Genomic DNA, 13,784 nt, shown 5'->3' with positions numbered 1-13,784 from the left:
CTGACACCGGGCCGGACGGCTTGTCGAACTCTCAGCGACTCATCCAGCGCTGGAATGGCTGGATTGTACGCTAAATCGCAGGTGTCCTGTGCATAAGCCCTTCGTGAAAGGGTGAGCTTGGCAGCGCGCGTCGGTACGCAGGACCGGCGCGCCGCGCCACTGCGCGCAATCCGGTTTCTGGAGTATCAGTAGTGACTGTTCATGTGAGAAGTGCAACCCCGCTCGCTGAGGCTGAAGCATTGGATAAAACTACAGTTTCCGCTCAAATCGAATTCTGCGATGTCACAAAACTGTATGGGGCGGTCGCTGCGGTGAAAAACTTGTCACTGACCGTCCGTCATGGCGAGTTCCTGACCATTCTCGGTCCGAGTGGTTCAGGCAAGACCACGGCGCTGATGCTGCTCGCCGGGTTCGTGGCGCCCAGTAAGGGGGATATCCTGATTTCTGGGAAGTCGGTGGCTGCAGTGCCTTCTTACCGGCGTGACCAGGGCATCGTATTCCAGAACTATGCACTTTTTCCGCATCTCACGGTTCACCGAAATCTGGAATTTCCGCTGGAAATGCGCGGCATAAAAGCCGCGGAGAGAGCAACCCGAGTCGAGAGTATGCTCGAGCGTGTGCATCTCAAGGATTTCGGCAATCGCATGCCCTCGCAATTGAGTGGTGGGCAACAGCAGCGCGTGGCGCTCGCCCGCGCACTGATTGCCGATCCACCGATCCTTTTGCTCGATGAGCCGCTCGGCGCGCTCGACCGTAACCTTCGCGAGCAGATGCAGGGCGAGATCAAGAGCCTGCACAGGGAGTTCGGCAAGACCACCATTTGCGTCACCCACGATCAGGAGGAGGCCCTCACGTTATCGGATCGCATTGTGGTCATGCGCGCTGGACGGATCGAGCAGATCGATACCCCCGAAGCCCTTTACGACCGACCGACGACACGTTTCGTCGCGAATTTTCTGGGTGAGGCCAACATTCTCGAAAATAGCGATTTCAAGATCGAGGCCGATGCGCCGCCATCCGGCACCGTAGCCATGGTCCGTCCTGAGCGTGTCTGCATTGCTGCTCCCGCGGCGCCGAAGCGAGTCGACGCGGATCTGCGCCAGTTCGTCGCTGGAAAAGTGGACGACATGATCTATGCCGGACCATTGCGAAAATACCAAGTGCGCGTCGGCGGCAGCGTTGTCATCGTGCGCGAGCATGTCGCTTCGGGGCAGCAGACATTCAGCCCCGGTGACGAGGTGCGCCTTGAGTGGCTCCGGTCGGATGTCCGCTTCGTCGCGGGCTAGAGCACTGGGAAGGGAAGGCAGATGGAAGTGCTTCAGAAATTCGGGCGAATGCCCATCGGACTCACCGTTCCCGCCATCGCGATTCTGCTCGTGATCTTCGGAATACCGACCGTTCAGCTTTTCCTGACGAGCGTCAACGCACCATCATTTTCGATCGTACACTATCAAGCGTTCTTTGAACAGGAGGGGAACGTCTTCATTCTCTTCCAGACAATCAAGATGAGCCTGGTGGCCACCGCCCTCTGCGCCATCATTGGCTACCCGACGGCTTATCTGATTGTGATTGCCTCGAAGCCGGTGCGCACGGCCCTTATCGTGCTCGTTTTCATTCCCTGGTTAACGAGCGGGCTGGTACGCACCTATGCATGGACTGTGATCCTGGGCGACCACGGCCTGATAAATAATGTGCTGCTCGAACTTGGGTTGGTCTCCAGCCCTCTATCGCTCCTCTATAACAGACTGGCCGTCTACATCGGCATGGTGCATATCATGCTGCCGATAATGATCCTGCCGCTTCTCAGCGTCATGCAGGGCATCGACAAGTCGTTGGTAGCGGCCGCGCGCAGCATGGGCGCTCGTCCCTCAGCAGCGTTTTGGCGCGTGTTCTTCCCGCTCAGCCTGCCTGGCGTGCGCAGCGGGACTCTTTTGGTGTTCGTGGTCTCTCTCGGCTTTTACATCACGCCGCAAGCTCTCGGCGGGTTGCGGGACGCCATGCTGTCGAACTTCATCGCGGCGCAGGTCGCAAGCTCTCTCAATTTCGCGCCGATCGCCGCCGCGGCGTTTATTCTCCTGGCAATTGCCGTGGTCATGCTATCCATCTTTGGACTCGACATTTCTGGTACGCAGGGCCACACGGGGCACGTCCTGCGGAAGTCCTGGCAAAGCAGGCTATCCTCATTGGGCGCGCTGCTGCGTTATCTCAATGAGATCGCCATTCCCTATCGGGCGCGGCGATGGGCTGCGCAGCTTTACGAAGCCGGAGGCGATGGTGGCTGGTCGAAGATCGGTGGCGCGGTGTTTGTCCTGATCATCATGATCTATCTGCTGTTTCCTGGACTCATCGTCATCATCATGTCGTTCAGTGCAGGGGCATTTCTGGAGTTCCCACCCTCAGGTTTTTCGCTGCAGTGGTATCGCTCCTTTTTCGGCGATCCGTCCTGGATCCGTGCGTTTTTGGACAGCCTCCAGATCGGCCTTACGGTCACCATCCTGTCCACTGTCGCGGGGACTCTCGCGGCCTTCGGCCTCGCTCGCACCTTCCCGCGACTGCGCAACTCTTTGATGATGGTGATGCTGACACCCATCACCTTTCCGGCCATCGTCGTCGGTGTCGCAGCCTATCTCGGGTTGGTAAATTTGGGCCTGATCGGTACGAAGACCGGCATCGTTCTGGCGCACAGCATCGGGTCCATTGCCTATGTCGTCGTCATCGTCGCGGCCACGTTGGCAAACTTCGACCAGCGGTTGGAGCAGGCCGCGAACAGCATGGGAGCCGGACCGGTGCGGACCTTCATGAGAGTAACACTGCCACTAATCCGACCGGGCATCGTCGGCGGCGCAGTGTTCGCCTTCATTGCCTCTTTCGACGAGGTGGTCGTCACATCACTAGTCAGCGGGTTTTCGATCCGCACTCTTCCTTTGAAGATGCTCGAAAACATGAACCAGCAGATCGACCCCACGATCGCCGCAGTGGGGTCGCTGTTGACGCTTATGCCCGTGCTCTGGCTAGTCGCTCTGTACGTTACCTGGTGGCGGTCAAGAGCTAGACTACAAGGAGCGCCTATCAACCCGATTGCCTGAGTGCTCGAAAACCAGCGGCCCTGGTCATCTACCCGGTCACAACCCGCGGCACGGCCGGCCTCGCAGGTAAGGAGATCGCGGCTGCCGACAGAGGGGGGAAGTGATACGCCTGCGAAAACTTCGCACGCGACCGACGAACGTTTCAGATGCCGCTGATTTTCCGGCAAGTAAGACGTTCTGCACACGAATTAGTCTGGATCTTAGGAGAGCGCCGAGGAATGTCGACCGACTTTCGATTTGCGTCGCTGCAGCTGCCGCCATCGGCGATCGAGGTTCGGCGCCGCATCCGCGCCTTCATGCGTGATGAGCTGGATGGCAGGCGCTATGATCCACAGGTATCAAGCTGGAACACCTGGGACGAGAATTTCACGCGCCGGGCCGGCGAGGCTGGCTTTATCGGCATGGTCTGGCCCAAGGAATATGGTGGGAGGGACGCCTCCGACCTCGAGCGCTTTGTCGTTATTGAGGAGATGCTGGCCCATTCCGCACCCTGTTTCGCGCATTGGGTTGCGGATCGTCAGACGGGTCCCCAAATCCTCAAGTTCGGGAGCGAGAGGGTCAAACGCACCTATCTTCCCGCGATGGCCGCCGGACAATGCTATGCCGCCATTGGCATGAGCGAGCCGAACTCCGGTTCAGATCTCGCCAGCGTACAGACCCGGGCCACGCCTTGCGCCGGGGGATGGCGCATCAACGGCACGAAGATCTGGACGTCGAGCGCGCATCGCGCACATGTCCTGATCGCCTTGGTGAGAACGTCGCCAGTGCACGGGGCTCGGCACGAGGGACTGACGCAATTCGTAATCGACACATCTGCCCCGGGCATCAATTGCCGGCCCATATACAACCTCTGCGGCGATCATGATTTCAACGAAGTTCATTTTGAGGATTACTTTGTCCCTGACGACGCTGTCTTGGGGAAGGTTGGTCAGGGCTGGAAGCTCGTCAATCACGAGCTGTCCTTCGAGCGGTCTGGGCCCGATCGCTATATGTCTGACTTTCGACTCATCCTCGATGCGGTGGATCGAGTCGGAAAACGTCCTGACGCCCTGCAATCCGTGGAAGTGGGGCGTCTCTTCGCGCATTTGTCTGCCTTGAGGCGAATGTCTGCTGGTGTAGCTGGCTTGCTGGCCCAAGGCGAGGACCCCTATTTGGAGGCTGCTATCGTCAAGGATCTCGGCACCAGCTTCGAGCAGTCGATCCCGGAGATCGCCCGTCGTCTGATCGAGGCGCAGCCAAGCTCCGAGGACGATGACGAGTATGGCCGCTGCTACACCGAGACACGTCTTTTCGCGCCCGGCTACACGATCCGCGGAGGGACGCGGGAAATCATGCGCGGCGTGATCGCACGCGGCTTGGGGTTACGTTGATGTCCGTTCAGCACGTCGTGGCGGGGAGCGCAACCGCGGGACGCGATGAGGTCGTCGCGGTGATGACGGACCAGGTGGGGCGCCTGCTCGCGTCGGAGGTCAGCGTTGAGCGTCTGACAGCGATCGAGCGGAACGACGCGGTCCTGGAGCTCTGGGACAAGTTCGCCGAGCTGGAATTGCCCCTGGCGATGGTACCGGAAGACGCCGGCGGAATCGGACTCGACATCGCGCAAGGCATGCTGCTCATCCGCCTGTGCGGCTATCATGCGGCCCCGGCGCCTCTGGCCGAGACCATGTTGTCGCTTCATCTTTGGACCCGTGCCGGTGGACAGCCGATCTCGGGACACGTGACGTTCGCTTCGCCGCGCGCTGGGAGACTTCAGCTCGAACCCATGGGGAGCCGTCTGCGCGTGCACGGAATGCTAAATCGAGTGCCCTGCTCCAACGACGGGCACCTGCTCGCCGTCGTTGAAGGACGCGAGGGGCATGCAGTCGCACTCCTCCCGGCCTCGGCTCTCGGAAAGGTCTCGCGAAAGAGCATCGCCAACGAGTATCGCGCCGATGTAACGGTGGACCTCGCTCTCGATGAACCTGCGCAGAGAGTCTTGCCGATCGATACGCGAACGACGGAGGATTTTCTCCAACTCGGTGCGCTGATGCGTTCCCAGCAGATGGTGGGAGCGATGCAGCGCGTCCTCGATATCTCCATCGCCTATGCGCAAGAACGCGTGCAGTTCGGCCGACCAATCAGCAAATTTCAGGCAGTGCAGCACATGCTGGCCAGTTGCGCGACTGAGTATGCGGCGGCGTCAGCGGCCGCCGAGCAGGCTGGCGATATGTGGGGGCAGGCGGGGCAGGAGCTTGCGGTTGCCGTGGCCAAGGCGCGCTGTGGCGAGGCCGCCGGCCATGTCGCCGCAACGGCGCACCAGATTCACGGAGCGATAGCTTTCACAAAGGAGTACCTGCTTCATCATTACACGCGCCGCCTCTGGTCGTGGCGCGATGAGTTCGGCAACGAGACCTTCTGGCAGAGCCGGCTCGGGAATCTGGTGTGCGCAAAAGGCAGTGCCGCCCTCTGGCCGCTGCTCCTGGGCGAGATTGCAGTATGAACACCGCGGCGTCGGAGCCAACCTTTGGCGCGATCGAAGATCCTCCTGCGCGCGCATTCCGGGCCGTCTTGCCTCGGCTGCGCATTTTCGCCGGGGAAGGCGCACTCGGTCACCTGCGCAAGGTGGTTGCGGAGGCTGGCTGCCGTCGTGTGCTGGTGCTGAGCGGACAGTCTGTTGCGTGCGGAACAGCGCTCATACCGACGATCACTTCCGGGCTCGGCGACACCTGCGCGGGCATCTTCGACCGTATCGGTCGCAACGCAACCCGCGCGAGCGTCGAAGAAGCGGTATCGTTGGCCCGCTCGGTGAGTTGCGACGGCATCGTTGCAGTCGGCGCAGGAACGGCGATGGTCTTCGGCCGCCTCCTCGCCATTCTGATGGCCGAGGACCGGCCGGCAGAGGAGATCTGCACGCGCTATCGGGATGGCGCCCCTCCGGAAAGCCGAAAGCTATCGGCCGCGAAGGTCCCGATTTTCAATGTGCTGACGGCGCCGACAAACGCGCAGGGCCGCAGCGGTAGCGCGATGCTTGATCCAGAGCGGGGACGTCTTGAATTCTTCGATCCGAAAACCCGGCCTACAGCGCTTTTCTGGGATCCTGAGGCATTGATGACTGCGCCTCTTTCGCTGACCTGTAGCAACGCCAGAACGGCATACTTCTGGGCTTTGATGGCGATGGCCTCAGTGGCGCGCAGCAATCCCCTAGTGGAAGGAGTCCGGCGCCAGGCGTACCTGCTCGCTCGGTCCGCCCGCGGAGCCGAGCATCTGGCGCAGGCGCGCATCGATCTGTGCGCGGCAGCCTGGCTGCAGAATTGCGACGAGGACCTTGGGGGTGCTCCGTTCGTTGCACACTGGATTGTGCGCGTTTGCTACGCGATCGGCGCCGGGCTGGCCGCTCTGAATGATCAGGTGCGGCTCGGCGATGTCTACATTTCAGTAGCCCTGCACGCCATGCGTCATCTGGAGCCGCTATGTCGCCCAGAGATCCTGATGATGGCAGAGACAATCACGGGGCGCGCCGTGGCCGATTGCGAGACCGCGCGCGGCATCGTCAAGGCCGATCTCGCAGCCAGTGGGCCCCTGTTGCGCCTGCGCGACCTTCTCACAGAAGAGGCTCAGCTTGATGCTGTCGTAACAAACGCCATGCGTTCCTATAACGCCGATCCCAACGGCGAGTTCAAGACACGGGTGGCAGAGCTCCGAGCGATCTTGCGTGACGCATGGTGATTACTCGGTAGGGATGACCGAAAAGGAGGCATTCTTTTGAACAATTCGCGTTTCCTCGGCGGCGGACTTCATTTCGATGAACTCAACCTTGGGGATCGATTCCATACCGCCGGCCGGACGATTACTGAGGCCGATCTCAACGCTTATGTGAACCTCACCTGGTTCACCGAAGAGCTGTTCACGAATGTGACCCAGACCCATGCCAATGCAATGCCGGGACGCGTGGTGCCCGGCGGTATGCTCTATGCAATGGCTGAGGGATTGCTCAAGCCTCTCGTCGATCGCACCGGACTTGCCTTCCTGCACACCGAGATCGACGTCAAAGCGCCAACGCGCGTCGGCGATACGATCCATGTGGAAATCGACGTCATTGAGCTGCGGCCGGCGAAGACCGGCGCCCGCGGGCTCGTCCGCACACGCAATAGTATCGTTAATCAGGAGAGCGTCGTCGTTCTCGTCTACACGCCGCTGCGCCTCGTGCGGGCACGAGAGATGAAGGTGATATAGGCATGACACTTCCGCTCGTCGGGCTAAAGGTTATCGATTTGACAAGTGTGGCGTTCGGGCCCTTCGCCTCGCAGATCCTTGGCGAGCAGGGCGCTGAAATCATCAAAGTTGAGCCGCCCTCCGGAGACATCACGCGCAGCATGGGGCCCGCCCGGCACACGGGCATGTCTGCCATGTTCCTTGCCTTCAACAGGAACAAGAAGAGCATCTGTCTTAATCTGAAGAAACACGAGGACCGGCAGGCGCTCCATGAGCTGCTGAAGGGCGCTGATGCCATCATGCACAGCATTCGGCCGCAGAAGCTCCAGAAGATCGGTCTTGACTATCAGACAATTCGCGCCATACGGCCCGACATCGTGTACGCCCGCCTGCAGGGGTTCGGCAGCGGCGGCCCCTATGATGGACGTCCGGCCTACGATGATATCATCCAGGGCATGGCGGGCATTCCCGATCTTATGGATCGCGCGAACGGCATCGTTCGGTTCCTGCCTACAATTCTTGCTGACAAGCTGTGCGGCGTCTACGCGGCCCAGGCGATCACATCCGCTTTGGTCGCGAAACTCATGCACGGCCGCGGCACGGAGGTCGAGATACCAATGCTTGAGATCATGGTGTCCTTCATGGTCGCCGAGCATTGGTATGGCCGTCACTTCGCCCCGGATCCTTCTGGCTTCGGATATGACCGCGTGCTCAATCCTCACCGTCGGCCATTCGTTACCAAAGACGGCTATCTGTGCTGCATGCCCTATACGGATGCCCATTGGACTCGCCTATGGACGGCCCGGGGCCAAGCCAAGATTCCATGCGATCCTCGCTTCCGTGACATAGGCGCAAGAACCCAGAACATCGTTGCGCTCTATGAACTGCTCCAGGAAGAACTGAGGAAGGAAACCACCTCCTACTGGATGTCATTTGCGGAAAAGCACGAGATACCTGTCGGACCCGTCCTCAAGCTCGAAGAGCTCGAGCACGACGCGCACCTGAAGGCAATCGGATTCTTCGAGGGGTTGAACCACCCCACGGAAGGGCGCCTTACAATGCCTGGCATTCCCGTGCGGTTCGATGGTAAACGACCGCCCATAGGCATGCCGCCGACTCTTGGGCAACATGATGCAGAGATCCTCGGCAGGATGAAGTCCTCTTGATCTCTCACATTGCAAGACATTCGGCATTTCCCGCGCTTGATACCTGATGATGCTGCGACAAGTCGACCAGAAAACGTCCTCTCCCTGAAGAGGAAGCGGGGAAGCTGCAGCTTCGAGAAAGCTGGTCATCACGTTTGGCTATTTCAAGAGGCGCGAGCAGTTCGGCAAGAAGGGGGCACATTCGAAGCGTTGCAGCGCGTGCCGTTCGAACATGTTCGTCGAGTTGGAGCAGTCGCGCTCCATGGCCTTGTGGGCGGCCTGTCGCTGTCGCTGTTCATCCTGATCGCGTTCTCCCTTTCGGCTGGATGACGTTCAATGCGATCCACGGTGATACGCTGCTGGCACGGACGCGATGAACAACGGCGACCGCAGGGACCTGCCCGACGAGCGCGTCTTAGACCTCAAGCAGGTTGCTGACGTTCAATTGCGGCGACGCTCTCGGAATTGATACTGCCGTTCTCGACGGAGCGTCGGATAGATCGGCTCGATCCGCTCGGCTACACCACGTGGTTTGGCTACAGAAGTTGTGACGGCCTCTCATCTGCAAGCGCTTGCGCGTGCGGGAGCCAAGGGTTCCGGAGATGCGCATCAATGACTGAAGGCGCCAATCATAATAATGCCTTCCGATCCTCCATCATCGTTGCACGTGCTCGGTCTCTTCAAGGAGTGCGCGGCCGCGAGCCGCGCGATCGCCCTATCTCGGTCAATTAAATGGAAAGCCCAGATGAATCTGACTCGCCGCAAAGCCGCTGGTGACTCTGCCGAATGGAAGGCAAGATTCGATCTCGCGGCCATCGTCTCGCCGGAATCCACGGCTTCAGCGAGGGCATGTTCAATCACTTGACCTTGGCGGTGCCGGGCGTGCACGCGCCGATCCATCGCCTCAATCCTAAGGCTGCCGCCGTCTTTCATATTCACATGCCTACGCCAGCGCTCCATGACCCGCTCGTTTTGCGGCTCGGCCAAACGGAAATCACGCTCATCGACCGCATCGCTTATGACGAGCATTGCACCGGTCTCAGCCAAGTCCTTTGCAATTAGCAGTTTCGCAGCATGACGCCCCCTCTCAAGCTGGCCGATTCAATCGCAGTTCCGAAATGGCCAGAACGCCTCACCAAGTGCACTTTTCAACACTACTTAGTCCATTGGATGCGTGCATAGGAGCCAATTGTGCACATTTCCAGTATCTAACCACGCGATCATCGGGCAAGTGGCGCACCCGGCGGAGACGGATCACAATTGGCAAAAGTCGGTGCGACGAACCGCATGGATCCCGACGCAGTAGTGCCTCAACCGAGCTGGCGATTCGTTCTTCTTGCAAGATGAGGCGCCAACGTAATTTTGCCGCCGAGATTGCGACGATCAGAATTGCGGTAACGCTTCGGAATCGAGGTTTTCGCGCGCGATTTCGGCGAACGCAGCCAAAAGTTCGCAGAAACTTGCTTGAATCTAAGCTATGATTTTGATTATGACCCCGAAAAATCGCCCCTCACTTGGAATTCTCCACCTTGAACGCGGCTTGCCACCCGGTGCCACGCCGCCGAAGCCCGCCCCTGGCGCAATGTTGAATCCCGAAACCTTCGATTTCCCAGTTATCTGGGAAACGGTCGCCGGAGCTTGGGTTGAGAATGTGGTTCGTGGCGATCCGGCGCTCGAGCCAGCTTTCATTGCGGCTGCGCGGCGCTTGGTGGAGCGAGGCGCTGTCGCGATAAGCTCGACGTGTGGCTTCTCTGTTCGTCATCAGCGTGCAGTGTCCGCCTCGGTCGACGTCCCCGTGGCGATGTCGAGCTTGCTCCTCTTGCCGCTGTTACTGCGTCAGCTGCCGTCCAAAGCCAAAATCGCCATCTTAACTTACGACTCAACGCATTTTAGTGAAGATCTACTCGGGTTTGACGATGCCGCCGAGCGAGCGCGGCTCGTGATAGGTGGTATCGAAGGTGGCAAGTTCTGGCATGACGAATTGAACCGCCCTGCTCCACCCACCGATGTCGCAGCTATCGAAACAGATGTCGCCGCCTGCATCAAAAGGCTGCAAGATGCACATCAGGAGATTGCAGCAATCCTCTTTGAATGCGCAGCCTTCCCGACTGTCACAGCGCGCATTCGTCGAATGGTGAAGCTGCCCATTTATGACATCACCGATTTGTGCCGTATTACGATGGCATCCACGGGATGGGCAACAGCATAGTCCCAGCGCGCTGTGTTGCTCGACCGGAAGCGATTTAGGGAGGCAATGTTGTATTGGCCACGCCCGCGGATGGTCGAAATCCAGTTTGCGGAGCAGACCGATAGATCTTCTGGCCTAGACTTGATGGACCGGCGAGACCGAGCGTTTCAGCGTCCGTGCTAGAACCGCAAAATCGTTGCTGCCAGACGTTAGCGATCCCATTTCGGCGCTGAGGGAAGACGACCTGTCGGACGATCTGCGGCCAAAGCGAAGCAGAAGCGGATCCGCAGCATCTTCCGGCGAAGTGCTTCCGGGGGCTATGATCTTGAAACTGCCATGTGCGATAGCTTTTCCGCTACGCCGAATGTGAAGGGCGTTCGTGTCCCTAGGCTTGGTGTAACTGGCGGTGGGACACCGCGTTCGCCGGCGAGGGCCGGACAGGTCAGCTGGCGAATGCCGGGAAGCCGACGGCGGGATCATCGCTCAATGGCGATGGTTTCCAGAGTCATGTAACGGGCGCGTTGGACGGCCCATTCATTATTCTGCTCGAGCAGGATCGCGCCGATGAGGCGGACGATGGCATCTTCGTTCGGGAAGATGCCGACCACCTCGGTGCGCCGCTTGATCTCTCCGTTAAGGCGCTCGATCGGGTTGGTGGAGTGCAGCTTGGTCCGGTGCTGCGGCGGGAAAGTCATATAGGCCAGCACGTCGGTCTCGGCCTCGTCCAGGAAGCCCGCAAGCTTGGGCAGCTTCGGGCGGAGCTGGTCGGCGACCTTTCGTCATTGGGTCTTTGCGGCCTCGCATCGTCCTGGGCAAACGCGGTGGCGATGAAGGCAGAGACGACACGCCGGCCGCTCTTGCCGGCATGCGCGAGCGCGTTGCGCATGAGGTGGACGCGGCAACGCGGCCAGGAGGCGTTGAGCACCTTGGCGGCGGTGGCCTTGATGCCCTTATGGGCATCAGACACGACCAGCTTGACGCCGCGCAGGCCGCGGCGCGCAAGCTTGCGCAGGAACGCCGTCCAGAACGTCTCGGCCTCGGACGGGCCAATGTCCATGCCGAGAACTTCGCGCCGGCCGTCACTGTTGACGCCGACCGCGACAATCACCGCGACCGAGACGATGCGGCCATTCTGGCGCACCTTCACATAGGTGGCGTCGATCCACAGATAGGGCCAGCCGCCCTCGATCGGACGGGCGAGGAATGCCTTCACCTTATCGTCGACCTCGGCGCAGAGCCGGCTCACCTGGCTCTTGGAGATGCCGCTCATGCCCCTGGCCTGCACGAGATCGTCGACCGAGCGGGTCGAGACGCCCTGCACGTAGGCTTCGCGCACCACTGCGGTGAGCGCCTCCTCGGCCATGCGACGGGGCTCCAGGAAGCCGGGGAGGTGGGAGCTCTTGCGCAGCTTGGGGATGCGCAGTTCGACCGCGCCGGCGCAGGTCTCCCAAATGCGGTCGCGGTAGCCGTTGCGCTGGGCCAGGCGCTCGGGGCTCTTCTGGTCATAGGCGGCTCCGGTTTGGCGTTCGACTTCCAGCTCCAACAGGCGCTGGGCGGCAAAGCCGATCATCTCGCGCAGCCCGTATCAGGGGTCTTCTCCAGGAGCGGTCCGCAGCTTCATCATCTCGTCGGTCATCGGTGGTTGCTCCGTTGCCTTGGCGTGTCGCAACCCGATCCTACCGGCGAATCGCCGGCGACCACCGCAAAGCCGTCCGCCCGCTACGGCGCTAGTCGAGGGCGCGCGTGCGGACGGCTTTGCTCCACCGAGCTTCACCATCACTGGGGAGTACGTCATGCCAAGCTGATGGTTGCTTGTGGATGGAAGTCCCATCCGGCCAGAGCCCTAGCAGGCAAGCCGGGACCGAGTCTTGCGGGCGTCGCGGTAACGTGGGGTCCGAAGTGTAGACAGGAGCCATGCGGGGTGCGGGAATGAGCCTCGAAAGGTGGATGTTCGCGGAGGCCGAGTGTGTTCCCTAGTCATGAAGGCAGCATGAGCATCGTCGTTATGCGAGACGATGCCGCTCCGTCGGGGTCGATGGCCGGATCACGCATGGAAGGCAATCATCGGAACATGAGAGGCCCGACCGGGTCCATTGGATTGGTCTCCAGTGGGGGACAGCGGCAAGGCACTGCCAGAGCCGCGGTCCGAGCTGAGGTCGGGAGTCGACTGATCCATACTACCTGTGAAGTCGTCGAAGGTAACGAGACGCATGGAGGGAAGGGACCAGCCCGAGAGGAGCCTGCGCGAGGAGGCCAGGGGCCAGACACAGAGCCGGGTTGCCTTGCCGCCGAACCTCGAGCGGGTGAACGCGGCGGCCAAGCAGGCTGCCCAAACCCGGTTCACGGCCCTGCTGCACCACATCGACGAAGACGCTTTACTTCGGGCGTTTCGACGACAAAAGCGGCAGGCCAGCGCGGGGGTCGATGGGATAACGGTGGCGAAGTACGAAGAAGGGCTCACGGATAACATCCGGGACCTCTGCGCACGGGTCCACACTGCTCGCTGCCGGCCACAGCTGGTGCGGCGGGTCTACATTCTCAAAGCCGATGGCGGCAAGCGGCCTCTCGGCGTGCCGGTGCTCGAGGACAAGATCGTCCAAAGCGCGGTGGCCGAGGTGTTGAGCGCGGTCTACGAGGTCGAATTCCTCGGATTCTCCTACGGCTTCCGGCCGGGGCGTAATCCGCACATGGCGCTCGATGCTTTGCATACGGCGATCATGAGCCAGTGCGTGAACTGGGTGCTCGATGCCGACATTCGCAGCTCCTTCGACTCGGTCGACCACGAGTGGCTGCTGCGGATGGTGGCGCATAGGATCGCCAATCCTCGTATCCTACGGCTCATCGAGCTGTGGCTGCGAGCTGGCGTTCTTGAGAGCGGCGAGTTGCAAGAGACGGACAGAGGTACTCCGCAAGGGGCAGGCATCAGCCCGCTCCTTGCCAACATCTTCATGCACTACATCCTCGATCTCTGGGTCCACCAATGGCGTCGTCGCCATGCACGCGGTCGCATCGTGATCGTGCGTTACGCGGACGACTTCGTCATGGGATTCGAGAGCAAGGCCGATGCGCAGGAAATGCTCTTAGCCCTCAAGGTGCGACTGGCCAGCTTCGGCCTGACGCTCCATGAGGACAAGACGCGGTTGATCGAGTTTGGCCGGTTCGCGGCCCTCTCGC

General features: G+C 60.6%; 10 protein-coding genes and 1 pseudogene. 10 read left to right on the top strand and 1 reads right to left on the bottom strand.

The annotated features are described in order from the left end of the window. Positions 1–203 precede the first annotated feature (203 nt). From CWO91_RS37820 to CWO91_RS43875, 9 genes are all read left to right on the top strand, one after another. On the top strand, positions 204–1,286 hold the full coding sequence (locus CWO91_RS37820) for an ABC transporter ATP-binding protein (RefSeq protein ID WP_433995603.1): 1,083 nt from the start codon (positions 204–206) through the stop codon (positions 1,284–1,286). A gap of 21 nt (positions 1,287–1,307) precedes the next feature. Further along, positions 1,308–3,086, top strand: coding sequence for an ABC transporter permease subunit (locus tag CWO91_RS37815; RefSeq protein ID WP_130220493.1), 1,779 nt, complete (start codon positions 1,308–1,310; stop codon positions 3,084–3,086). Between the two features lie 218 nt (positions 3,087–3,304). After that, complete coding sequence (locus CWO91_RS37810; RefSeq protein WP_130220492.1) at positions 3,305–4,456, top strand: acyl-CoA dehydrogenase family protein; 1,152 nt, start codon at positions 3,305–3,307, stop codon at positions 4,454–4,456. After that, a complete protein-coding gene (locus tag CWO91_RS37805; RefSeq protein ID WP_130220491.1) occupies positions 4,456–5,565 on the top strand; it encodes an acyl-CoA dehydrogenase family protein in 1,110 nt (369 codons plus the stop codon). The genes CWO91_RS37810 and CWO91_RS37805 overlap by 1 nt, the downstream gene beginning before the upstream one ends. Further along, a complete protein-coding gene (locus CWO91_RS37800) occupies positions 5,562–6,791 on the top strand; it encodes an iron-containing alcohol dehydrogenase (RefSeq protein WP_130220490.1) in 1,230 nt (409 codons plus the stop codon). Before CWO91_RS37805 ends, CWO91_RS37800 begins: the two co-directional genes overlap by 4 nt. 36 nt (positions 6,792–6,827) lie before the next feature. Then, positions 6,828–7,298, top strand: coding sequence for a MaoC family dehydratase (locus tag CWO91_RS37795; protein ID WP_130220489.1), 471 nt, complete (start codon positions 6,828–6,830; stop codon positions 7,296–7,298). A gap of 2 nt (positions 7,299–7,300) precedes the next feature. Then, positions 7,301–8,443, top strand: coding sequence for a CaiB/BaiF CoA transferase family protein (locus tag CWO91_RS37790; protein ID WP_130220488.1), 1,143 nt, complete (start codon positions 7,301–7,303; stop codon positions 8,441–8,443). A 765-nt stretch (positions 8,444–9,208) separates the two neighbouring features. Next, positions 9,209–9,484 carry a hypothetical protein gene (locus CWO91_RS37785; RefSeq protein ID WP_130220487.1) on the top strand — a complete coding sequence of 92 codons (276 nt, stop codon included), beginning with the start codon at positions 9,209–9,211 and terminating at the stop codon, positions 9,482–9,484. 427 nt (positions 9,485–9,911) lie between these two features. Then, positions 9,912–10,631 carry a hypothetical protein gene (locus tag CWO91_RS43875; protein WP_208753120.1) on the top strand — a complete coding sequence of 240 codons (720 nt, stop codon included), beginning with the start codon at positions 9,912–9,914 and terminating at the stop codon, positions 10,629–10,631. 421 nt (positions 10,632–11,052) lie between these two features. Here CWO91_RS43875 and CWO91_RS37775 read toward each other — a convergent pair. Continuing rightward, a pseudogene (locus tag CWO91_RS37775) lies at positions 11,053–12,246 on the bottom strand (IS256 family transposase). 574 nt (positions 12,247–12,820) lie between these two features. Here CWO91_RS37775 and CWO91_RS37770 point away from each other — a divergent pair. Beyond that, the coding region (locus CWO91_RS37770; RefSeq protein ID WP_245471504.1) for a reverse transcriptase domain-containing protein at positions 12,821–13,784 on the top strand (964 nt) is incomplete at its 3' end.

This window comes from Bradyrhizobium genosp. SA-3, from assembly GCF_004212635.1.
Classification (GTDB): Bacteria; Pseudomonadota; Alphaproteobacteria; order Rhizobiales; family Xanthobacteraceae; genus Bradyrhizobium.
Note: the sequence above shows the minus strand (reverse complement) of the source record. Positions and strands in the feature narration are given on the sequence as shown.